This is a genomic window from Paenibacillus sp. N119s (assembly GCF_059447605.1).
Map to the genome: position 1 here is coordinate 26,014 of NZ_JCAJRU010000007.1, position 23,200 is coordinate 49,213.

Here is a 23,200-nt window from a genome sequence, read left to right on the forward strand (position 1 = left end):
AATGGATACTGAATTTTCAAAGAGTGAGGCTTCCTTTAAGGGAGCCCATCACTCTCAAAACGACATGACTGGTGCAACAGGCATATTGGGCACTTCATCTCATAAGAATGGTACCTCTAAGAACTCCAACGCGCCAACAGGTGTATGGAAAGTCGGAAGACTATCAATGGGGCTGTTCTTGGTGCTGCTGGGGGGCGTAACGTTTGCCTCCAAGTTTTGGGGAGCAGGCATACTGGATCAGGCGCTAACCTGGTGGCCTGTCGTATTTGTTTTGCTGGGACTGGAAATTTTAATGTATACTGCCTGGAAAGGGACACGTGAGCGCATTCGATATGATGTGTTCAGCATGTTTATTACGGCGGTATTGGTTTTTTGTTGTATTGGATTTGCGCTGGTCAGTTCATTAGGGATCACACCGCAAGTTAGAGAAATAATGAGTTCGGTACAGGAAACAAGGATTCTTCCAGATTGGCATGAAAAGCTGCCAGCCGGAGTAACCAAGGTGATTGTGCAGGGTGAAGACCCTTATGCAGTCAAAATTGACGCAACCACCTCACCGGAGGTGCATGTGTTCGGGAGTTATGTATATACAGGCAATGAGGAGGATTTCAAAGGAATGGAGCTGTATCAGACAAAGCAAGTTGGAGATACACTGTATGTACTTCTCAGCCAGGTTCCCACACGTTTTATGCAAACACATCATCAGCTGGACGTTACCATTGCTGTGCCTGAGGGAATAGCGGTTACTGTGCGTGACAGTCAGGGAAATGTGATTGAAAAATAGAGAGTGCTTCCAGCTTCAGCTTTACATTTTGTATTATACACGCGATACTTGTTAGGGAGCTTGGGTTTTCGCTATGTCACTAGTTCAAACATATAGTTGCTTAACCAGGCGTAATTTGATGATATGCATTCGAAGAGCGAATGTAACTGGAAAAGAGGGAAAAAATGATTTCATTGAATCCTGACACACTTACAGAGCGTGAAAATTATAAGCTGTTGACCGGAAGTATTATCCCAAGGCCAGTAGCGTTTGTTACGACTTTGAGCAGCGAAGGGGTGCTGAATGGTGCTCCGTTCAGTTATTTTTCTATCGTTGCCGCCGAGCCGCCACTGCTGTCTGTATCCGTACAGCGTGTTGATGGAGTTTCCAAAGATACAGCACGTAATGCGATAGAGCATAATGCTTTTGTCGTACATATTACAGACGAAGACAACGTGGGGGCGGTGAATGTGACGGCTTCCCGTCTGTCGCCGGAGGAGAGTGAGATTGCACTGGCAGGTCTTACTCCGATCCAGAGTACAAAAATCGCCGTTCCGGGTGTGACGGAAGCGAAGATTCGCATGGAATGTATTTTGGAGAAAGTGATCCCGCTGGGAGGCAAGGAGGACACACCTGCCTGTGATCTATTAATTGGTCGCGTAGTGCAGTATCATTTGTCGGAGGAAGCGTACCAAAATACATATGTGATTGCCAAGGAGTTGCGTCCGGTGAGTCGGTTGGCTGGGAATAACTATGCAAAGCTAGGAGAGCAATTCACGCTGGAGCGTCCCCAATAGGGGACGTTTTTTTACAACATGAAGCAAAAGGAACTTGCCAGGCAATGAAAATATTCAAAGATGTTTGCAGGATTTAGGAGATCGAAGGTTTAGAATGAGACTCTAGTGGGTTGGAGTGCCCTGATGAAAAACCAATTGCCATTGCCCTTCATTTAATTTCCAAATGGAACTTCTAAGTGACTTATTTCCAGCATCAATCGATTCCGTACAGTATGTTGCATGTACAATATTTGAAGATAACAGCCTTATGTTAAAGTCAGTAATCACAAATGGAATATAGTCTAATAGAGATTTACCAATTAAAAAGCTTAATTGCATTGACTTATCGTACTTTTTACCCGACGAACCATACTCAAGATAGTCATCAGCTAATAGTCTTTCAAAATCCTCTCTCTGAGCATGCATCAGCTGCTTTTCTAAATTTAGTATTATGTCTTCTAAAACTTTACTCACCGGACCACCTCAACTCATTTTTATCTTGCCAGTGGGCTAGAACCCTTTTGAATAAAAAAGAGAACGTACCGTGCTTTCGCTAGGCTCCGTTCCCGACATTTGATGACCAATTTTTATAGTTCACCGATATGCATCTTTAATATTTACAAGTTATTCATTTCAAAGCTTTTAGCAGTAGGGAGCGATAGGTCGTTTCAAACAGAAACTCAAAAGCCTCCAGATGCTTTTTAGCTTCAAACACATCACGCCCCCATGCATAAATACCGTGATTACGTAATAAAATCCCTGGAACCTGATCATTCAGCACGCCCGGCACCAGCTTGGCAATCGAGGCGATATCAGCATAATTGGGTAGCACGGGAATCTGAATGGCGGCATTTTCCTCCCAAATGTTAAAAGCTTTAATGAGCTCGATGCCTTGTACAGGTACAAAGCCCTGCTCGCCGTAATATTCAGAAATCAGGTTGTTAAACACGGTATGCACATGAAAAACCGCTCCACAGCCTGTCAGTCGGTAAATTTCGCAATGGATGAGCGTTTCTGCACTTGGTTTGAGGTTTGTGGCTTCTGCTGCTTTTCCGTATTGATCTACGAACAGAAAATCCTCAGGAGTGCGCTTGGTCTTATCCTTGCCGCTAGCGGTGACTGCAAAATAAAATTGTTCAGGATGAAAATCACCGATTCGGATCGACAAATTGCCGCTTGTGCCTGGGAACCAATTGCGCGAGGCGAATAGTTCCTTGACATCAGCAAGTTCTTCCAGAGCACGGCGTTTTTCCTCGAATGAAATGTCTGCCAGGTTAAAACTCATTACAGTACCCCCTGCTCCTGTTTTTGCTTTAGATCCTTGATAATATCGTCAAATGTCTCAAAGGGTACATGCGGTACACCAAGCTCTTGACACTTTAATGTCAAATGCGAGCGGGAGTACACCAAGTCGGCAATTTTGGCTCCTTCAAAATCGGTCAGGCTGTCGCCAATCAAAATCCATTCGTATTGCTCGGGAGGATATTGACGAATGACGGTTGTTTTGCACATGCCGCAGTCATTCTTACACGGCTCCTCACATTGATGCGGCCACGTGATCTGGATGTGATCTCCCGAAAAATCCGCTCCATTGCAATAAATGTGATCGTGTGGAATATTAAACGGTTTTAGCAATGGATCAATAAAAAAATCAATACCGCCGCTAGTAACGAAAAATTCAATCCGCTGCTCTTGAACAAAGTCTAAAAAGCGTGCAAAGCCCTCACGTATACCCGCTTGTCCAAGTGCATAGGAGATAATTTCGTCCTTTTGCTCTGAAGGCATGAGGGCAAACATCGCCCCTACACCTTCACGAATGGATATATGTCCGTTCACAATTTGATGCATGATAGGTTCATAGCCCGCAGGTTGAAAATGCTTCATAATAGCGACAATATTATCATTGTTTGTAATGGTCCCGTCAAAATCGCAGAAAATGACGGGCTTCTTTGTAGTGCTCATCGTTCGCCTCCCCACGTGTCAAGCGCAGATTGCAGCTCAGGATGAGTACGGGCGAATTGTGCCAGCGGAACATTGTGCTGGACCGCTTCAATCGCCTGCACAAAAGCACGGCCACCAGCTTCTGTACCCAGTGGATGTCCGTGAATGCCACCCCCAGCGTTAACCACCACATCGGTACCAAAGTCACGCACAATGAGCGGCACCAGCCCTGGGTGAATCCCTGCTGAAGGGACAGGCATGCTGGCCTTCAGCGGTGAATCAGGAGTGATCAGTTCGTCGCGGATCGCCATGTTCTCCTCACGTGGCATCGTCACGGAGCCGTAGGGAGAAGGGAAGAGAACAAGGTCAGCACCAGCCAGGCGCATAAGCTGACCGAGCAGGACGGACGCCGATATGCCATAATGAGGCGATGGGTAAGTAGCACCCGCTAACGAAGGATGCGCTGCAATCGGCACTGAGATGGCGGGATCGCTGCTAAGTTCATGCAGCACATCATAACCGTAGGCCAACACGTTAAACAGTAACGCGTTCGCGCCTGCGTCGATAGCCTTGAGGGCCTGCGCTTTGAGCTGCGAGGTTGGACCGGTTAGATTAGCAGCATACAGCAGCTTTTTACCAGTTTCACGCTCAGCCGCTTCAGCGGCCCGGATACAGGCTTCAACACGTTTTTCAATCGGCGTCAGCGCATTTTCAAACAAGATCTCGTCGTCCTTGATTAGATCAACGCCGCCGAGAGCCTGACGGGTAAACTGTTCACGCAGTTCGTCCAAGTTGAGCCCAATCACGGATTTGAAAATGCTCATAAGCAGAGGTCGATCATACACGCCAAGCTGATCGCGCAAGCCGCTGATACCAAATTTCGGTCCCGAAAAAGCAGAGAGGAAGGCTTCCGAGAAACCTAGCTTCGTCAGCTTAATTTGGCCGTCCATTGAAATTTTGCCGAAGACCGTAACCAGCAAAGCGGGGATATCTCGGCTGAAATTAACATCCGGGTAAGCGATGGTCAGGTCGGCGTACCGCTCACCAGGGCCTCCATCGTGAATATCTACAGATTGAACAGAGCCGAGGTGTTTTTGCATCGCAGCCCGCTTGGTCTGAGAGAGCTCAGTCCAGCTGCCCACCGTCATGCCGATGGCAATAGATTGGGCCTTTTTGTTAAAATCAGCTCTGTCATCGTATACTCGGTAGGTCGCCAGGCAATAGCTCATTCAATTCCCTCCTTAAGTACAGCTCCCATCTCGCGGGATCGTTCAGCACAGCGCTGCACCGCCGCAATCACCGTTTCGTAGAAGTCACCTTTGTCCAGTGTTTCCAATGCAGCTACCGTGGAGCCGTTAGGAGACATGATTTTGTGGCGAAGAGCAGAAGGCTCCTCTCCGGTTTGTTGTACCATGCGTGCTGCTCCAAGCGCAGTTTGTACCGTTAATTCGTGCGCTTGTTCAGGAGTCAAGCCACCGCGAATTCCCCCGGCGATCATGGCTTCCATTAAATAGTAGACATAGGCAGGACCGCTTCCGGAAATGCCAGTCAATATATCCATTTTCTCTTCTTCTATAACCGTTACCGTACCTACAGATTCGAACATCGTAAGCACGTTTTTGCGCTGACTTTTGCTGATCTCTTTGGAAAAGCTGATGCCTGTGGCACCGAGTCCAATCGAGCTGGACGTATTAGGCATCGTCCGCGCGATGGGCTGCTTGCGACCCAGCAATGTTTGCATGGTACGAATAGACAAACCGGCGATGACTGAAATGATCAGCTGTTCATCTGACAGGAGGGGACCAAGCTGTCCAAGGGCCTTGGCAGCATCTTTAGGTTTCATGGCAAGTACGATCACTGGAGAATGACGCAGCAGTTCTGTTTTGGCGGCATCTTCAGTTTGGAATAATACTCCGTATTGCTGCTGAAGTTCTTCAAGGCGAGCCTGATTACTGCGGTTGATGACGGTAATACCGCCACGTTTGACGACAGAACGATTCGTCATCCCACGAATAATAGCCTCAGCCATTGAACCTGCCCCGAAAAACGTAATTTGTTCGTTAATTAACACCTTTGTTTGTGATTCACACATGGATTCATAACCTCCAAAATTACGGATTGATTTATGATATTATTCCCTGATTTGTCCAGTACCGTACACGCGGTATTTGGTTGAAGTCAAGGCAGGCAATCCCATGGGGCCACGGGCATGTAATTTTTGTGTGCTGATTCCGATCTCGGCACCAAATCCAAACTCAAAGCCATCCGTGAAACGGGTGGATGCATTGTGGTACACGGCTGCCGCATCCACTTCTTGCAGAAAACGCTCAGCATGAGCTGTATCCTCGGTGACGATACACTCTGAATGCATCGTACCATAGCGGGCAATGTGCTCCAGTACTTCGTCTAAATGGTTTACGACTTTGACATTCAAAATGTAATCATTATACTCGGTGCCATAATCCTCTTCCGTAGCAGGAACAGCCCAAGGAACAAGTTCTTGTGTCCGCGCACAACCGCGCAGCTCAACCCCGGCATTACGGAAACGTTCCGCTAATTCTGTTAAATGTGCTTGTGCATAATCCGAGTGCACAAGCAATGTTTCCATCGAGTTGCATACAGACGGTCTTTGGACTTTGGCGTTGAGTGTAATGGCTTCGGCCATTTCTGCATTCGCTGTAGCGTCCAGGAATGTATGGCATACGCCAGCTCCCGTTTCGATGACAGGCACGGTAGCGTTTTGAACAACATTTTGAATGAGTGAACGCCCGCCGCGTGGAATAATCACATCCAGCAAGCCATTCAACGTAAGCATTTCGTTGACAGAGGCACGGTCTGAATCTTCAATAAGTTGAAGCGCCTCGCGCGGCACGGCTGTGGCGTCTAGCGCTTGCTGGAGCACTTCAATAATCTTGCGATTGGAGGAGAGAGCAGCCGAACCACCGCGCAGCACAACCGGATTGCCTGTTTTCAAGCACAGACCTGCAGCATCCACAGTCACATTTGGACGTGCTTCATATATAATGCCGATGACACCTAGCGGTACACGTATTTTTTCAATTCGCAGACCGTTGGGACGCTCAATTTGCTCAAGCGTGTCTCCGACTGGATCAGGTAGCGCAGCAATCTGGCGTAATCCTTCGGCAATAGCTCCGATTCGCTCCTCGGTCAGCTTGAGGCGGTCGAGCAGCGACTCCGACGTACCTAGTTCCTTTCCACGTTCCAGGTCCATATGATTCGCTGTAATGAGTTCCTCAGTATGGTTCACTAGAGCTTCGGCCATAGCAAGTAATGCTTCATTTTTTTGGGTTGTAGTCAGTCGGTTCATAATGATGGCACTTTTTTTCGCGAGACTTGCTTTGGTTCGTACTTCACTGAACTGGTTTTTTTCTGTTTTTGCTGTGTTTGTCGTTAAATCACTCATAATATGGCCTCCCTACATACATAATGTAATCCATTCGTCCCTGTGGATCACCTCAAGCCGGTGAATAGGGCCAATTTTGCCCACAACCTCGCCGCTGGGTAAACCTTGTACGATTCGAAGCTGTTCATCATCATAATTCACGATGCCGCGTCCTAACACCTTATTTTCCGGTCCCAGCACCTCAACGACATCTCCGGCATGAAAGCTGCCCTCTACACGGCGTACGCCAACCGGAAGCAGGCTATGTCCTCCGTGTACCAACGCCTCCTCGGCTCCTTGGTCTACATGCACTGAGCCAAGAGGCGTGGACATAAATCCAAGCCATTGTTTTTTCATCGGCAGTGAAGACAGGTGAGTATCAAAATAAGTGCCTGGTCCATGCCCTGCGACGGCTGCGTCCAAATCGCCATTCTCGCTTACGCGACCCACATATACAGGCACACCTCCGCGTGTAGCTACTTTGGCAGCCTCAATTTTGGATCGCATTCCGCCAGTTCCTACTGATGATCCTGAACCTCCGGCTAATGCATAAATCTCCTCTGTAATTTCCTCGATACGTTCAAAACGTACGGCATTCGGATGCTTGCGCGGGTCTGCCGTATATACGCCATCTGTATCCGTAATGATAATCAAATGCTGGGCCTTGACCAGATTAGCAACTAGCGCAGACAGCATATCGTTATCGCCGAATTTCAATTCGTCAATCGATACGGTGTCATTTTCGTTAAAAATCGGGATAACCTGCTGGCGCAGCAATTCTTCTACGGTCATTCCGGCATTGTTCATCCGTTTGCGGCTCAAGAAGTCACTACGGGTCAGCAGAACCTGCGCGATCACGAGGTCAAAATTTTTAAAAGCCTGCTCATAGGCTTGCATCAGAAGAGCTTGGCCTACGGCAGCGGCCGCTTGCTTTTCATGTAGCAGTTTGGGCCGGAAAGGATACCCAATTTCCCGGAACCCGGCGGCTACAGCGCCTGAAGTAACCAGTAGCACTTCATAGCCCTTTGCACGAAGCAAGCTGATTTCCCTGGCAAAATAAGCGATGGCTTCCCGATTCAGTCCACCTTCCACTCCAGTCAGGGAGCTGCTGCCGATTTTAATGACAATACGTGTTGACAAGATGTCCACTTCCTTAATTTTACTCTTTTTAATGCAAAAAAACTTTCATCCTTTGTATAAAAAGGACGAAAGTTTGTGCTTCCGCGGTACCACCTTCATTGATGATTCATGATCATCCCACTTGAACCCTGTTAACGGCAGGAACCGCCTGATTGCGCAGGGCGCTCGGGGATAGGAGTTGGGAGAGAGTCCAGGTAAATTCTTACAGCCTATCGGAATTTACTCTCTGAACAGGACTGAGCCTCTCTTAATAGTCCCTTCAACGCGCTAAATGATATTGGATACAGAATACCACGAAAAGACCAAGTTTGGCAAAGAAGTTGTAGCTGGAAAATACGGCTTAACCAAACAGGTTTAGCTTGCCGATTCGATCAGCCGCCTCGGCCAGTCGAGCCTCTGAGCTCAGAAGCCCTGCTCGTACATATCCTTCGCCGCCGCTACCGAACCCAATCCCTGGAGCGACAGCTACCTTGGCTTCACGCAGTAGCAGATCCGCAAAGGAAGCAGAAGTATAGCCCTGCGGCACAGGCAACCAGCTGAAGAAGGAGCCGCTTGGACGCGTCGCCTTCCAGCCTATTTGCCCAAGGGCATCATAAAAAGCGTTACGGCGTGATTCATAGCGAGCAACCAGCTCGGTTACGCATTCCTGTGAGGACGTCAGGGCTGTCGCCGCTGCTGCCTGAATGCCGCCAAACAGGCTGACATAAATATGGTCCTGTAGCAAATTAATCAGCGAAATGATTTTGGCATTACCGAGCGCGAAACCAACACGCCAGCCTGCCATATTGTATGTTTTGGACAAGGTATAGAACTCAATTCCCACATCCTTCGCCCCCTCGGCCTGAAGGAAGCTTACAGGCCGCTTGCCATCGAATCCAATAGCGCCATAGGCAAAATCACTGGCAACCACAATACCGTTACGTAGCGCAAATTCAACCGTTTCCTCGTAAAAGGAAAGTGGAGCAGTTGCCGAAGTCGGATTATTCGGATAGTTCAGGAACATTAATTTGGCGCGGCGGCGATCTTCTTCGGTAATGGCTTCATAATCGGGCAGGTAACGGTTCTCTTCCTTTAAGGGGAGGAAGGACATTTCCGCTTTAGCCAAGGCTACGCCAGACCAGTAATCGGGGTAGCCGGGATCAGGGACGAGGCACACATCGCTGGGATTGAGCAGAACTTGCGGTAGCTGAACCAAGCCTGTTTTTCCGCCAAACAGGATGGCGACCTCGCTTTCCGGGTCAAGCGTTACATCGTAATCCTCCTGATAGCGCTGGACAATGGCCTCTTTGAGAAAGCTGTAACCGCGAAAAGGTGAATACTTATGATACAGCGGGTTATCCGCTGATTCCTGCAAAGCTTTAACAATATGAGAAGGAGTGGGAGTATCCGGGTTTCCCTGCCCAAGATTAATGACATCATGCCCTGCTGCAATTTCACGGTTTACATTTTGTACAAGTGTGGCAAAAAATTGAGTGGGTAACTGCTTCATGACGTCAGCGGAGGGAATAGAAAAATGAGTCATCTATGTACACGACCTTTTGGAATAGTTTAAGAAACAATCTATCACGATTTTACCGAGTTGTATAGGGGGGATTAAGCTTGCATGGGTTGCGTAATCCAGACTAATCGGGCTATGATGGGAGAAAATACCGGACATGGGGCACGGAAAGTTCCGACTCACAGAGAGGATGAAGGATTTTGACGTATCAGAAAGCTCAACCATTCGGTGTGGCACTTATACAAGCGCATATAGAAATAGGAAATCCCTCGGAAAACAACAGTCATATTCGATTATTAATGGAACAAGCGGTAAAGGCCGAACAAAAGCCGGACCTGATTGTTCTGCCGGAAATGTGGAATACAGGCTATGCCTTGGATCGCATTCATCAGCTGGCGGACGAGGAAGGAACGGAGACTCGGGCATGGATAGCCAAATTTGCTGCGACTCACCAAGTGAATGTAGTAGCCGGATCGATCGCAGAGAAAAAGAGCGACGGTCATGTGTATAATACAATGCTCGTTTTTGACCGTACAGGCACAGAGGTGGCTTCGTACTCCAAAATTCATCTGTTCCGACTTATGGATGAAGAGAAATATTTACAGCCTGGTGAGGAAAAGGTGATATTTGCACTGGATGGCGGGATACAGGCTGGAGCGTCAATCTGTTACGACATCCGTTTTCCTGAATTGGCCCGCAGCTTGGCCCTGTCCGGTGCAAATTTGCTGATCGTACCCGCAGAATGGCCCCATCCACGGCTTCATCACTGGCGCACCCTGCTGACCGCACGGGCTATTGAAAATCAAATGTACGTCATTGCTTGTAACCGTGTAGGTCGTAGTGGAGAAACCGATTTCTTTGGGCATTCGCTCATCATCGATCCGTGGGGAGAAATCATGGCCGAGGGGGGAGAGCAGGAGGAGATTGTCACAGGGTTCATTGAGTCTGCATTGGTTCAGGATGTGCGTGGGCGTATTCCGGTGTTTGAAGATCGGCGACCCCTACTGTATGACCGATAATCAGTGTAGAAAGGATTAATACATGCTGAAGGAACGCATTGAATTTTTGTGTAAAAAGAAAAACCTGTCCCGTAAAGAGTTGGTAGACGGATTAGTTACACCTGCACATTTTGCAAATATACTGGCTGACCGTTACCCGATGGCCGAGGATCTGGCTGAGCAAATTGCTGAGCGTCTAGGTGTACAACCTTCCTATCTATTGCGTGCATCAGCAGAAGATGAGGAGACGCTGGCTGTAGCGGATAAGATTTTCACAGAGCTGTCCAAGCTGGCTAACACCACGACAGAAAGCTATGTGGATCACCTGGAGGATCGCAATGATTCGCTTGTCGTGGAAATGACGACTTATTTGATGAAGGCTGTTTATTTTCAGCAGATCAATGACCCAACGGCCTACGAATATTTACATCAAACCTATTTGAATTTTTACTTGGAGAAGTTTGGTCGCTCGGATGAGGTGGAGCTGCCTGCACCGCTAAAAAAAGCAATTTTATTTTATAAGATTCAGTATTTCCGCTCTAAAAACCATTATTATGATGTACTAAATAGCGTTACGCAGCTCATCCGCCTGGTGGAAGAGGGGACGGAAAACTGGCTCAATGCGCAAAACATTACGATGGAGGCCTGCATTCAGGTCAAGCAATTTGATCAGGCAAAGCAGGTGTTCGAGCAGACGATGCGCAGGGTATATGATGATCGGCTTTTTCACCGTTTGACAGGCCTGTATGTGGCCTACAGCGGTTATTGTTTTGCTATGGGGTCTGTACAGGAGGCACTGTTAACATTGTCTATGGCGGAAGCCAATTTGGTCTATTTGGAAAATGCAGCAGATATGCTCACGACGATCCTGAACAATCGGATTATTATGCTGACGTCGATTGGCGAGCTGGATAAGGCCTTGGAGGAAGTGGTGCGTTTTGAAGCACTGGTAAGCCGGGAGCGCGAGGAAATGCAACAAATGATGCTGCCCGTTACGCTGATATATCGCTGCGAGATTGCGTTTGCCCGGAAAAACTGGGGGCTGCTCTCACAGCATCTGGATTTTCTGCGCAAAACTAATCTGACAACAGATCAGCAAATGGGACTTGATTTTTATGAAAGCCAGCTTGCGCTTGCCCAGGGAAATCAGGATGCTTTTTGGGTGCATGCTCAGCAATGTTTGCCTTATTTTGAAGCCCTCCAGCATCCAACACGACTTGAGCAGCTATATGAAACGCTGGCTGTAGTGTCCGAGGATAGCCGTCGCTATAAAGAATCATCAGCGTATTATCGTAAACTGGTCTATCTTTTGCGTAAAAAATAGTATGCGTGCACTTGTTTTGCGCAAAACGATTGGACGATCATACGAAAGAATGCTCCGAATTGAGCAAAATTTTGTGCAAACCATGCCAAAGTTCAAAACTAAACCGATAAAATGCAGTTTAAAGCTGCTGTTTTTTCGGTTTTTTTGTATGTGCCAAAACGTATTGTGAAGCCGGATACCGTCTTCTATACTGAATTCATAAGGAACAACAATACAGTATACGAGGTGCAGCTACATGATGAACTTTTTCAGCAAGAAGAAAAAACAGCAGGATGCGATAGAACATGCCGATCAACTGATGAATAAGGGATTGTCTGGATTATTTATGAAAGGTCTAATCCCCCAGGAGCAGCGGGAACAGATCAACCAGAGTTTAAACTCGGCAAGGCAAGCCCAAACGGCGGCTAACGGTGGATTGGCGATGGCAGCGACTGCAGTTGTCATTTCGGTAACAGATACTGGGAAACTTGTGAATTTTGATCCGATTGTGGTGCTTGTACTAGATGTGACGGAAGTAAGCGGCAACCGATACCAAAAAACGCTGGAAACTCTCGTTTCCAAGCTGCAAATTCCGCGGCCTGGAGATACGGTGGGGCTGGGGAGTAACCCGGTAAATCCCTCAGAGCTGATTTATATGGGGCTCGTGACAGCGTAAATGAATAGAGTCGGTTCACCTTTCTTACGAGCATATTTTTTAAAATAGATGATTGAAAAAGGGGTTTTGGAAGATGAAAGGATTTTTGAGTCTGATCGGGGTACTTTTGGTGTTTGGCGTTGGGTTTTCACCTTTTCTGGCTGAATATTTATGGGATGATCCATTTTTGATTATGGAGGCGCCATGGTATCGGCCGTTAATTTACACAGGCTTTGCGCTTATATTTCTGCCTAGCATTTTAGGTCTATTTTTTGGAGGGGGTAAAATCAAGAAGGGTGTTCCTGGAGTGGGAATCATTACAAGTGTCCAACAAACAGGCACATATATAAACAACCAGCCGCAGGTAAAGCTCGGGTTGACCGTAACCAAGCAGGGAGAAGACAAATATGATACTGTTTTGACGACGATTATTCCATTGACCTCCATGGCTCAATTTCAGCCAGGCACAATCATTCCCTTGATCATATCAGAGAAAAACAAAATGAAGGTAGGTCTTGACCTGAAAGGTCAGGTGTCGCAAATGGATTTGCAAACGTTAATGAATGAGCAGATGGTCAAGCAGGGCGTATCGCCTGAGCTGATGGAAATTGCCAAAACCGGCGAGCAGGCCTATGCGAAGATACTGGATGTCACACCCATGGGGGAAGCGGGGCCCAATAAAATCAAACTTCAATTCACACTGACGGTAACAAAAAACAATGGCGAAACATTTAATGTAACCACGCAAAAGGATGTTTTTTCTTCCCAACTATCTAAACTGCAGCAGGGAAGTATTGTAGAGGTTATATATTCGCCTCAAGACCCTTCGAAACTGGTTATTAAGACACAAGTGAGTGAAGATGACGTGCAGCAAGCATTTGGTTCTTCCCGATAAAAAAATTGTCCCACCTGTTTCAGATACAGCCTATAGGTGTATTATAATAGTATCCCGACACCAGGAGGTTGATAACGATGGATAACCAAAGTAGATCCGAACTGGCGAATAGGGATGGCCTGTTACGGCCGAGAGGCTTAAATAGACAGGTTGTCGGAAACAACTATGAAATGGGCTATGATCAGGATAAAAGTCCACCCCATGTAGAGACACCCTGATCACAACAAGGCGAGGACAGGCACTTTGGGATCACACAGCACATTGGAACTGAGGTAGAACATTCTTGGGATACCAAGACTAGAGACCTTAAGGAAAGAAGTGATGCGGGATGGATAAAGTGGAGTTTCCGAGCAAGCGTAGAGTAATCAGGCGAGGCTGACATGAAATTTAAATGAAAACGAAATGTGGTTCATTGAAGACAGATGGAAGCAACACGCAAACAGTAAATCGAACCCGTGAACTAAATGCAGTGTTGAAAGTATAGGGGCGAAGCCCCAGGACCGTTTTCCTCTCTGGCTGGCTGGGGAGGAAGACGGTCCTTTCCATATTTGCTCCTACTTTTGAGAAAGTTGCTTGACTGTTTCTCGGAAGGTATCAATAAAGGCTTCAGCAGCTTTAGACAAATAACGTCCGTTGCGGTAAGCAATCGCCAGAGTACGGCTGGGGGTAGGTTCGGCTAGTGGCAGCAGTGCTGGAACAAACTCGCTACTGGCGGCACGGGCAATAAAACGGGGGACCAGTGTCACCCCCATGCCTGTCGCGACGAGCGATTGGAGCGTCTCCATATTAGTGCTTTCAAACACCACATGGGGTTCAAAGCCTGCTTGATGACATAGATCCATCGTCAGCTTGCGAAAGCCTTGTCCTTTTTTCAGGACAACAAAAGGCTCGTCTTTAAGTTCTTCCATATGCACGGGTTGCGGCTTAGTACCGTTCTTACGCAGGGCTAGGGGGTGACCCGGAGGAACAGCGAGATCAATCCATTCTTCACCGATGGGTACATAAGAAAGTGTAGGCTCTACTAAGGGGAGAGAGAGTAGGCTGAGGTCTGTATCACCACTGGCCGTTTTTTTCTCCAGATTCATGGATGAATCTTCGACTAACACGATTTCAATGTCTGGATGCGCCTTCTTAAATACAGGCAGAACATGTGGCAGCAGGTGGGAGCCCGTGATAGGCATACTGCCAACGACGACCTTCCCTTTTCTCAACTGAGAGATATCGTCCATTTCTTGTCGGAGCTGTTCCACCGCATCGACTATTTTTTTTGCCTTTTCCACAAAGCTTGCTCCAGCATGTGTTAATTCCACCGTGCTGGTGTTGCGTTGAAATAGCAGCACCCCAAGTTCTTTTTCCAGTTTGGACAATTGCTGGCTCAACGAGGGTTGAGCAATGTGCAGTTTTTCTGCTGCGCGTGAGAAGTTTTTTTCCGCTGCAATTTGCAAAGTGTACTGAAGCTGTCTGAATTCCATCGTATTTTACGCTCCTTGTCTTATAAGCATTTCCTATTACATCATAGACTGATTATACAATAATAAAATTAAATGCCCAGTCCTAACAAATTTCATGTGTCACACCAGTCAGCAAGCAGCTGTTTGTTCCTGCAAAAGCTGCATTTGAAGCTAAGGGAGCCAAGTTTTCTGCGGACACGAAAGTCATCACGGTAACTAAAGACAGTAACAAGCTGGAGCTTCCAGTATACAAAAGTATTGCTACATTGAATGGTAAACATTCCACGCTCAACGGTGTAATCGTATTTAACGGCGTTGATTATTTTGTACCCCAACAGGCGATTGATTTGATTCAGTAATAAAACAAAACCATCGATAAAAGCTGTTTCTTATTTAAAGGAGGAGGCAGCTTTTTTTGTGTATAGATGAATACAAAGTTTAAAAGTTGAGAATGAAATTGATTTTCAGAAAATGGGATTTTCTGTGAAACTAGTCACGTTATCTTCTCTCTAATGTTGTTAGAATAATACATGTACTACATAGGCCACTGATGATGTAAAGTCCGGATGGACGAGGGAAGAAGGGATGAGTCACGGACGAATTATTACTGCGTCTGGCTGATGGCAAGGAATGGACGCATACGGAAATGACGGAGCTGCTGACACGTCTGGATAGTGAGCCGACGCTACGAGCTCAACTGCGCCAACTGGCAGCTCGCACCAAATTGGAGCGTTATGGAAAAGGTGTTTTTTTACGAGGATTAATTGAATTCTCAAGTATATGTCGTCAGGATTGCATGTACTGTGGACTGCGCGCTTCGAATAAACAGGCAGACCGTTACCGGTTGAAGCCGGAAGAAATTCTGGCCTGTTGCGCGGAGGGGTACGAACTGGGCTATCGGACCTTTGTTTTGCAAAGTGGGGAGGACTACTGGTTTACGACTGCCCGGCTGACGAAACTAATTCGGGAAATTAAAAGCCGGTTTACGGATGTGGCGGTTACATTGTCCATCGGTGAACGGGATGACGAAACTTATGAGCGACTATACGAGGCGGGCGCGGACCGTTTTTTGCTTCGGCATGAGACAGCTTCTCCCAGTTTGTATGCCAAGCTCCACCCGACGATGACGATCGAAAGCAGGCGCAGCCGTCTGCGGGCATTGCAGCGTATCGGATTTCAGATCGGGGCTGGATGTATGGTGGGATTGCCGGGACAAACGAACAGCGAATTGGCAGACGATTTGGTCTATTTGCACAGTCTGTCACCAGATATGATCGGGATTGGCCCTTTCTTACCGCACAGCAATACGCCACTCCGTGATGCCAGTCAGGGAAGCATGGAAAAGGCGCTTGATATCATTTCATTATCCCGATTGGTCGTTCCAGATGCGCTTATCCCGGCATCCACGGCCATGGGGACGATTCATCCCCAAGGAAGGGAGAAGGCACTTCAGGCGGGAGCAAATGTGGTGATGCCTAATTTGTCGCCGCTGGCGGTGAGGCCTAAGTATGCCATTTATGAGAATAAAATATGTTTGGGCGATGAGTCTGCCCAATGTCGGCATTGCTTGGAACTGCGGATCCGTGGAGCTGGATTTGAAGTCGATATGGGACGTGGAGATAGTTTGAGAGTACAACGTCAGCTTTTGAGACAAGAGACTTTATGAGGTCGTAACGGAACATTGCAGTAACCATAAATAAGGAGATGGGTATACGTGAGTGGAGTACGAGAGAAAGTGTCGGCGGATTTTATTAATGAAGCGGAGATTATGGCCGCTGTGGAGCAAGGGAAACAAGAGGCAACAAATCGACAGCGCATTTTGGAAATTTTAGAAAAGGGTAGAGCCTGCCGCGGACTGAATGCGAGTGAAGCGGCGGCTCTTTTGCATGTAGATGATCCAGAATTATTGGAAGAGATGTTCAAAGCCTCGCGGGCAGTCAAAGAGCAGATTTACGGCAACCGGATTGTACTGTTCGCTCCTTTATATGTAAGCAACCACTGCGTTAATAACTGCGAATACTGTGGCTACAAGCATACCAATGACAGCTTTACACGTAGTCGCCTGACTCCGAAGGAATTGGTAGAGGAGGTTAGAGTGCTTCAAGAACTGGGACACAAGCGACTCGTACTGGAGGCGGGAGAAGACCCTGTTCATTGTCCTATCGACTATATTGTCGATTGTTTGCGCCAGATTTATGAGGTCAAGGTAGATAACGGCAGCATCCGGCGGATCAATGTAAATATTGCATCTACAACCGAGGAGGACTATCGGAAGCTGGCAGAGGTGGGTATTGGGACGTATATTTTATTTCAGGAAACATATCACCGGGAAAGCTACCGTAAATTTCACTTACAAGGACCAAAACGGGACTTTGATTGGCACACCACCGCAATGGACCGAGCCATGCGTGCGGGTATAGATGATGTGGGAATCGGTGTATTATACGGTTTGTATGATTTCCGCTATGAAACTGTAGCGATGCTGAAACATGCCGAGCACTTGGAAGAAACCTTTGGCTGTGGGCCTCATACAGTCTCGGTTCCAAGATTGCGCCCAGCTGAAAATGTGGACCTGAAACGATATCCATATCTGGTCAACGATGAGGATTTTATGAAAATTGTATCCGTTCTTCGACTGGCTGTTCCTTATGCTGGTATGATCCTGTCCACACGCGAGGAGCCAGAATATAGAGACCGTGTCATCGGCCTAGGCGTGTCACAGATTAGTGCAGGTTCAGCTACAGGCGTAGGGGCCTATGCAAAACAGGACACGGAAGACAAGCCCCAATTTGAGGTGGGAGACCATCGCTCACCATCAGAAATTATTAAAAGTTTGTGCCGTGGCGGATATATGCCGAGCTACTGTACAGCTTGCTATCGTGAGGGACGAACCGGAGATCGCTTCATGGAACTTGCTAAATCTGGACAAATTAACAATGTGTGCCAGCCTAATTCGCTGCTGACCTTCCAAGAATATCTACTGGATTATGGGGACGAGGAGGCACGTGAACTAGGAGCTGCTGCGCTGCGAGAGAATCTGGAGCGTATACCACGTGAATCGACGCGCCGTTTGACGCTTGACAGACTCGAACGATTGGAAGCTGGCGAGCGCGATTTGTATTTTTAGTAATTTATATTATGGGTAGTATTAATCACGTCATGAAATTCTCATTTTTTATTAATAGGAATTGAAAATAAAAAGCAGTCGCGTTGGAATCAGCGCGGCTGCTTTTGTATGTCAAGAGAAAAAGTATTAATGACGAGATTTTAAGAATAACTTTCGGCTTCAGCCGCTTGCTCCCATGCCAGCATGGCGGATGGAAAACATTCAATAGCACGGGGAAAGACACCCTGTACATAAGCGATGAAAACACCATAGTTCACAATCGGCACCCCGGCGGCTTTCGTTTCAGACATCCGGTGAAGCATTGTACGCCGATTGAGCATACAGGCACCGCAATGAATAACCAACGCATATTCACTCAAGTCGTCAGGGAAACTGGAGCCAGATGCATGCTCAATAATGAGGCGTTTGCCTATTGTTTGACGGAGCCAACGAGGGATTTTTACTCGACCAATATCGTCAGATTGGCATTGGTGAGTGCAGGCTTCGGCAATGAGCACACGGTCTCCATCCTTGAGGCGATCAATGGCTCTTGCTCCTCGCACTAGTTCGTCCAGATCGCCTTTGTGACGGGCGAACAGAATGGAGAAAGAGGTAAGAGGTACATCCTTGGGCGTATCGGCTGCGACTTTCATAAAGACCTGTGAATCGGTAATGACCAGACGAGGCTTGTTCCCCAGTCGCTCTAGCGTCAAGCGTAGTTCATGCTCTTTGGTCACTACAGCGATAGCATCGCTCTCTAGCGTATCACGGATCGTTTGCTGCTGCGGCAGAATCAATCGACCCTTTGGCGCAGCTTTATCGATGGGAACCACCAGCACGACCAGATCGCCAGGTGACAACAGGTCACCTACGATGCGGAAGCGATCTTCGTTTTGGGGGAGTGTATTCGTGATGGCTTTTTTCAGTTCTGTGTCCCCCCGGAGCAAAGAAACACTGAAAGGAATCAGTGTGAGATTCAATTCGGTCTCCAGTGTTGCAGCCATCGGATCTGATTCAGCAAGGGTGTCTATTTTATTAAGTACCCCAATGACAGGAATCTTTTTGGCGCGTAGCTTTTCAAGCAGTTCATGCTCGAATGGACCGACGCCAACAGTGGCGTCGATGACGAGCAGAGCCAAGTCTGTACTATTAACAATTTCTAGCGTCTTGTTGCGGCGCAGCTCCCCGATCTCACCCTCATCGTCCAGTCCGGCGGTATCCACCAGAACAATAGGACCCACAGGGAGTAGCTCCATCGGCTTGAAAACAGGGTCCGTAGTCGTTCCTCCTACAGGAGATACCACAGCGGCGGGCTGGCCGGTCAAAGTGTTCAGAATGCTGGATTTGCCTGCATTTCGGCGACCAAGCAGAACGATATGCGGTCGGTTGCTTCTCGGAGTATCATTCATTCCCATGGTGAGTTCCTTCTTCCTGCCCTGGAATTCCAGGCTTTGTAACGGTATAGGGATGGCACAATTGGTCAATCCGCGCACGGGTCAGTTGACCACGATCCTCTGCAATATCCTCAGGTGAGCGACCCTGTGCAATGGCTGCTGATGCAATGGAAGCAGCTTCATCATAGCCAAGCTCTGCGACCAGCGCGGAAGCCATCACAGCTGAGTTGCGCAGATTATCAGAGCAGCGTTCCTCATGTACGATCAGACCGCGAACACACCGTTCCTCGAATAGTTGAATAGCATTGCTGAGAATATGCAGTGATTCCAGCAACGACTCGGCAATCAACGGCAGGAACGCGTTCAGCTCCAGCTGTCCAGAGGCAGCAGCCATTGTTATAGCTGCATCATTGGCCATCACGCGCATTGCTGTCAATCCGGCCATTTCAGCCATCACCGGATTGACCTTGCCAGGCATAATAGAGGAACCAGCTTGAACCGGAGGTAACATATATTCACCGATACCACCGAAAGGACCAGAGGCCAGCAGACGAAAATCGCCAGATATTTTGAGCAAATTTACCGCAGCGGATTTGAGTAGACCCGATACCTCCACGAAGACATCCATATTTTGAATGGGGTCCATGGGGTGGTCGCTACGGCATAGCCCTAATCCAGTCTCATCTGCCAGCTTTTCGACCATTCGGTAGCTATAGGCGCGAGGCGCATTCATACCTGTGCCAATCGCTGTGCCTCCTATAGGGATTTCACGCAGCCTTTCTTCGGCTTTATAGAGGCGCCAACGGTCACGCGCTATAGCTTTTGCGTTGGCACCAAAGCCTTGCCCGGCCATCATAGGCAGGGCATCCATTAGCTGTGTGCGACCTAATTTGAGCAGGTCGGCATATTCTATTTCTTTTTGCTGGAAAGCAGCTTGTAACGAAGACATCGTGTCACATAAAGGGCGCAGCAGGCGTATTGCTGCAATTCGTAGCGCCGTAGGATAGACATCATTCGTAGATTGGCAGCAGTTGACATCATCCAGCGGATGTACAAGCTCATATTGTCCCGGCTGTCCCCCTAGATGTGCGACGGCCAAATTAGCAACGACCTCATTCACATTCATATGGGTACTGGTGCCTGCGCCGCCTTGTATGGCATCCACGGTAAACATATCTTGATGCCGTCCGGCGAGTAATTCGTCGCAAGCATTTACAATGGCAGATACCCGGCGGGCAGGTATTCGTTTTTGCTCACCATTGACTTGAGCAGCCATTTTTTTCACCAATATAAGAGCCTGGATCAGGTTTCTGTTCACAGGTCTGCCGCTGACTGCAAAATTGTTCATCGCGCGCGCGGTGTGAATACCATACAAGGCATCCACAGGAATGTCCATGTCTCCGAGTGCATCCCGTTCAGTACGCATAACTTTGACCAGCGGAGAAAACGGGTTCATGTCATAGACCTGTCGCCGGAATGCGTGTCATATGCAGCAGTTGACGTGCACTTGCAGCTCGTTTTTCCTCAACCCGGGCATGAACCAGATCTGGCTCGACCAGCTTGAGGGCTTGAGTTGGACATTTTCCAATACAGGCTGGTCCGCCGTCCACACCTTCGCACAAATCACATTTGCTGGCGATCATGCGTTCTTTGGGTTGCAAACGACCTGACACATTAGTGTACAGACCATCTTGCACGACAGGCTGACCGTCTTTATATTGAGGCACCATAGTAATCGCCCCATAAGGGCAGGCGATCATACAGGTTTTACAGCCAATGCAGCTTTCGCTGTTAATAAGAATGCAGCCGTCTGCGTTCGTAATGGAGCCGTTCGGGCAAGCATTAGCACATGGAGCATCCTCACAGTGACGACACTGGACAGGCGCGGTGACTCCAAAGGATTTGATCACCTTGAGGCGAGGGTGAAAATGAAACTCGTCATCTGGCGAGATAAAAGGGTTCTCCGGTGAATGTGCGATAACACAGGCGATTTCACAGGTGCGACAGCCGATACACTGATCGGGATCAGCTAAAACAAAGCGATTCATACTAACTCGACTCCTCTCTAACTAACGACAAATTATAACTTCTAATGATTTATCTCTATGTGTTGAACGTACTAATGAACGGGATAATCGTTATGTCCTTTGACGGACATATCACTGCTGCTGTGGCTCTGCCTGCCGGGTCCACGCTTTTGAAAGGTCGTGTGCAGGAGATGGTGTGATACATGACCTAGTGGCTCGCCTAGAAATTCATCGTACAGCTTGATAATAAAAGGATTCTCATGCGATTTGCGCACTTGAGATGCAGCATCATGTCCATAGATGGACGATTTGCGTGCACGATAAGCCTCGACTTTTTGTTTTTCCAACATGAGCTTGGGTTGCCCTCCTCCGCTGATACATCCAGCTGGACAGCCCATCACCTCAATAAAATGATAATCACATTCGCCAGCCTGCACACGATCCAGGAGCTGATAGGCATGTTGGAGTCCAGCGACGACCGCTACCTTGAGCTGCAAATCGCCGACCTGTACCTCTGCTACTCGAATGCCTTCCTCGCCACGGACAAAATCCAGCTGGAGCTTTGGCAGCTTTTCATTCGTCAGCAGCTCATAGCCTGTACGGATGGCAGCTTCCATAACTCCTCCAGTTACACCAAAAATAGTGCCAGCTCCTGAATATTGTCCTAACGGGGCATCGAATTCTTCATCAGGCAGGTTCATAAAATCAATGCCTTGTTGTTTGATCCAGTATGCAAGTTCACGTGTGGTCAGCACCTCATCTACATCACGATAACCGTCGGATTCCATTTCAGGACGATCGCACTCAAATTGTTTACAGGTACAAGGCATAATCGCAACGCTGTAAATATTCGCTGGTTCGACCTCATCCAGTTGTGCACCATAGGTCTTGACCAGTGCTCCCACCATTTGCATCGGTGATTTGCAACTAGATAGATGGTCTAGCAAATCGGGATATTCGATCTCGGCAAAACGGACCCAAGCTGGACAACAGGATGTAAACATCGGTAATGGTCCACCCTGGGTTACGCGGCGAATCAGCTCGGTGCCTTCTTCCATGATGGTTACGTCAGCTCCGAAATTCGTATCATATACTCGATCAAAGCCGAGGCGACGAAGGGCAGCGGCCATTTTGCCGGGCGTTAGTGTACCAAATGGCATGCCAAATTCCTCCGCGAGAGACACGCGAATGGCTGGGGCGCACTGAACGATCCGAAGCTGTCCTGGTTTCTTCATCATGTCTGCTACCTTATTTAGGCTATAGCTATAATAGGCAGCAAATAGTGGCTCGCCGATGTCGGCAGGCATATCGCGTTCACGTATACGTTCCTGACGTTGGGCGGCAGCTGCCTGCGGAGATGAATCTGCCCAATCTGAGGCGTATACGCTGCAGATTTGCACACATTGACCGCAAATAACACAGCGGTCTGCGTTCACAGTTTGAGGTTCTCCAGGCAGCCCCTCTATGGCATCTACCGGACAAACACCCGCACAGCGTCGGCATCCAGTGCAGAGCGTTGGGTCAATATGAATGACAGGGTCTGTAGAATCAGACGTCCTCATACAAGGAGGCGAAGAGATCTTGTCTGTTGTTGACATGGTTTTCTACCTTTCTGCGGCTGATTTTGACCTTACAGGCGTGGGAAAAAGACTTCCCGCCGAGGCTCTGGAGGCGAGTCGGATATGCCTTTGGCCAGCCGTAGCACATGATTTGGACAGGCCTCTACACAAGCAGGCTGTCCGTTCTCTGTTTCCGCGCACAGATCGCATTTGCTTGCCGCAGTGCGGGGAAGCGCGGTTCGATTTGCACGGTTAGTCAGACCGGACTGCGTGACAGCGCGCCCGGCTCGA

The 23,200-nt window shown here is 48.2% G+C and carries 23 protein-coding genes and 1 pseudogene; 10 read left to right on the forward strand and 14 right to left on the reverse strand.

What is annotated here, in order from left to right:
- The first annotated feature begins 1 nt into the window (after position 1).
- Together AC5V8P_RS02015 and AC5V8P_RS02020 are read left to right on the forward strand one after the other, a co-directional pair.
- Complete coding sequence (locus AC5V8P_RS02015; RefSeq protein WP_064796429.1) at positions 2–784, forward strand: hypothetical protein; 783 nt, start codon at positions 2–4, stop codon at positions 782–784.
- A 164-nt stretch (positions 785–948) separates the two neighbouring features.
- Positions 949–1,560, forward strand: coding sequence for a flavin reductase family protein (locus AC5V8P_RS02020; protein WP_064796430.1), 612 nt, complete (start codon positions 949–951; stop codon positions 1,558–1,560).
- A 102-nt stretch (positions 1,561–1,662) separates the two neighbouring features.
- Here the strand turns inward: AC5V8P_RS02020 and AC5V8P_RS02025 are convergent, their stop codons facing one another.
- From AC5V8P_RS02025 to AC5V8P_RS02060, 8 genes are all read right to left on the reverse strand, one after another.
- Entirely contained in the window at positions 1,663–2,013 is a 351-nt protein-coding gene (locus tag AC5V8P_RS02025; protein ID WP_081276773.1) for a DUF4440 domain-containing protein, read from the reverse strand.
- A 154-nt stretch (positions 2,014–2,167) separates the two neighbouring features.
- Positions 2,168–2,824: a methylthioribulose 1-phosphate dehydratase gene (locus tag AC5V8P_RS02030; protein WP_064796431.1), complete on the reverse strand. Its 657-nt coding sequence runs from the start codon at positions 2,822–2,824 to the stop codon at positions 2,168–2,170.
- A complete protein-coding gene (locus tag AC5V8P_RS02035; RefSeq protein ID WP_064796432.1) occupies positions 2,824–3,501 on the reverse strand; it encodes a 2-hydroxy-3-keto-5-methylthiopentenyl-1-phosphate phosphatase in 678 nt (225 codons plus the stop codon). The genes AC5V8P_RS02030 and AC5V8P_RS02035 overlap by 1 nt, the downstream gene beginning before the upstream one ends.
- Entirely contained in the window at positions 3,498–4,709 is a 1,212-nt protein-coding gene (locus AC5V8P_RS02040; RefSeq protein ID WP_064796433.1) for a 2,3-diketo-5-methylthiopentyl-1-phosphate enolase, read from the reverse strand. Before AC5V8P_RS02040 ends, AC5V8P_RS02035 begins: the two co-directional genes overlap by 4 nt.
- Positions 4,706–5,572, reverse strand: a complete 867-nt coding sequence (proC, locus tag AC5V8P_RS02045) for a pyrroline-5-carboxylate reductase (RefSeq protein ID WP_064796434.1) — start codon at positions 5,570–5,572, stop codon at positions 4,706–4,708. Before proC ends, AC5V8P_RS02040 begins: the two co-directional genes overlap by 4 nt.
- A 39-nt stretch (positions 5,573–5,611) precedes the next feature.
- On the reverse strand, positions 5,612–6,904 hold the full coding sequence (locus tag AC5V8P_RS02050) for a glutamate-5-semialdehyde dehydrogenase (RefSeq protein ID WP_064796435.1): 1,293 nt from the start codon (positions 6,902–6,904) through the stop codon (positions 5,612–5,614).
- A 12-nt stretch (positions 6,905–6,916) separates the two neighbouring features.
- Entirely contained in the window at positions 6,917–8,023 is a 1,107-nt protein-coding gene (gene proB, locus AC5V8P_RS02055; RefSeq protein WP_064796436.1) for a glutamate 5-kinase, read from the reverse strand.
- Between the two features lie 340 nt (positions 8,024–8,363).
- On the reverse strand, positions 8,364–9,545 hold the full coding sequence (locus AC5V8P_RS02060; protein ID WP_064796437.1) for a pyridoxal phosphate-dependent aminotransferase: 1,182 nt from the start codon (positions 9,543–9,545) through the stop codon (positions 8,364–8,366).
- Between the two features lie 176 nt (positions 9,546–9,721).
- On the opposite strand from AC5V8P_RS02060, the gene AC5V8P_RS02065 reads away from it, so the two are divergent.
- The 5 genes from AC5V8P_RS02065 to AC5V8P_RS02085 all read left to right on the forward strand — a co-directional run bounded on the left by AC5V8P_RS02065 (position 9,722) and on the right by AC5V8P_RS02085 (position 13,590).
- Positions 9,722–10,540 carry a carbon-nitrogen family hydrolase gene (locus tag AC5V8P_RS02065; protein WP_064796438.1) on the forward strand — a complete coding sequence of 273 codons (819 nt, stop codon included), beginning with the start codon at positions 9,722–9,724 and terminating at the stop codon, positions 10,538–10,540.
- Between the two features lie 22 nt (positions 10,541–10,562).
- A complete protein-coding gene (locus AC5V8P_RS02070) occupies positions 10,563–11,843 on the forward strand; it encodes a helix-turn-helix domain-containing protein (RefSeq protein WP_064796439.1) in 1,281 nt (426 codons plus the stop codon).
- Positions 11,844–12,078: 235 nt separating this feature from the next.
- Entirely contained in the window at positions 12,079–12,498 is a 420-nt protein-coding gene (locus tag AC5V8P_RS02075) for a hypothetical protein (RefSeq protein WP_063213432.1), read from the forward strand.
- A gap of 73 nt (positions 12,499–12,571) precedes the next feature.
- Positions 12,572–13,372 carry a DUF3592 domain-containing protein gene (locus AC5V8P_RS02080; protein WP_064796440.1) on the forward strand — a complete coding sequence of 267 codons (801 nt, stop codon included), beginning with the start codon at positions 12,572–12,574 and terminating at the stop codon, positions 13,370–13,372.
- 77 nt (positions 13,373–13,449) lie between these two features.
- A complete protein-coding gene (locus tag AC5V8P_RS02085; protein ID WP_196771839.1) occupies positions 13,450–13,590 on the forward strand; it encodes a hypothetical protein in 141 nt (46 codons plus the stop codon).
- A 336-nt stretch (positions 13,591–13,926) separates the two neighbouring features.
- Here AC5V8P_RS02085 and AC5V8P_RS02090 read toward each other — a convergent pair whose 3' ends face one another.
- A complete protein-coding gene (locus tag AC5V8P_RS02090) occupies positions 13,927–14,844 on the reverse strand; it encodes a LysR family transcriptional regulator (RefSeq protein WP_064796441.1) in 918 nt (305 codons plus the stop codon).
- Positions 14,845–14,963: 119 nt separating this feature from the next.
- Between AC5V8P_RS02090 and AC5V8P_RS02095 the strand changes: the two genes are divergently transcribed.
- The 3 genes from AC5V8P_RS02095 (at position 14,964) to hydG (ending at position 17,950) form a co-directional block, all read left to right on the forward strand.
- A complete protein-coding gene (locus tag AC5V8P_RS02095; RefSeq protein ID WP_231116809.1) occupies positions 14,964–15,182 on the forward strand; it encodes a stalk domain-containing protein in 219 nt (72 codons plus the stop codon).
- 254 nt (positions 15,183–15,436) lie between these two features.
- Positions 15,437–16,489 (forward strand): [FeFe] hydrogenase H-cluster radical SAM maturase HydE, encoded by a 1,053-nt coding sequence (hydE, locus tag AC5V8P_RS02100; RefSeq protein ID WP_269203222.1) that lies wholly within the window; start codon positions 15,437–15,439, stop codon positions 16,487–16,489.
- 48 nt (positions 16,490–16,537) lie between these two features.
- Positions 16,538–17,950, forward strand: a complete 1,413-nt coding sequence (hydG, locus tag AC5V8P_RS02105; RefSeq protein WP_064796443.1) for a [FeFe] hydrogenase H-cluster radical SAM maturase HydG — start codon at positions 16,538–16,540, stop codon at positions 17,948–17,950.
- Positions 17,951–18,090: 140 nt separating this feature from the next.
- Here hydG and hydF read toward each other — a convergent pair whose 3' ends face one another.
- The 5 genes and pseudogenes from hydF to AC5V8P_RS02130 form a co-directional block, all read right to left on the reverse strand.
- Positions 18,091–19,344 (reverse strand): [FeFe] hydrogenase H-cluster maturation GTPase HydF, encoded by a 1,254-nt coding sequence (hydF, locus tag AC5V8P_RS02110; RefSeq protein ID WP_064796444.1) that lies wholly within the window; start codon positions 19,342–19,344, stop codon positions 18,091–18,093.
- Positions 19,331–20,779, reverse strand: a complete 1,449-nt coding sequence (locus AC5V8P_RS02115; RefSeq protein ID WP_081276775.1) for an aspartate ammonia-lyase — start codon at positions 20,777–20,779, stop codon at positions 19,331–19,333. The genes hydF and AC5V8P_RS02115 overlap by 14 nt, the downstream gene beginning before the upstream one ends.
- A 1-nt stretch (position 20,780) precedes the next feature.
- The gene (locus AC5V8P_RS02120; RefSeq protein ID WP_064796445.1) at positions 20,781–21,371 is read right to left on the reverse strand and encodes a 4Fe-4S dicluster domain-containing protein; all 591 of its coding nucleotides are present in this window, start codon (positions 21,369–21,371) and stop codon (positions 20,781–20,783) included.
- A gap of 71 nt (positions 21,372–21,442) precedes the next feature.
- On the reverse strand, positions 21,443–22,912 hold the full coding sequence (locus AC5V8P_RS02125) for a [FeFe] hydrogenase, group A (RefSeq protein WP_081276783.1): 1,470 nt from the start codon (positions 22,910–22,912) through the stop codon (positions 21,443–21,445).
- 68 nt (positions 22,913–22,980) lie between these two features.
- Positions 22,981–23,200: pseudogene (locus tag AC5V8P_RS02130) on the reverse strand (4Fe-4S dicluster domain-containing protein); the annotation flags it as partial.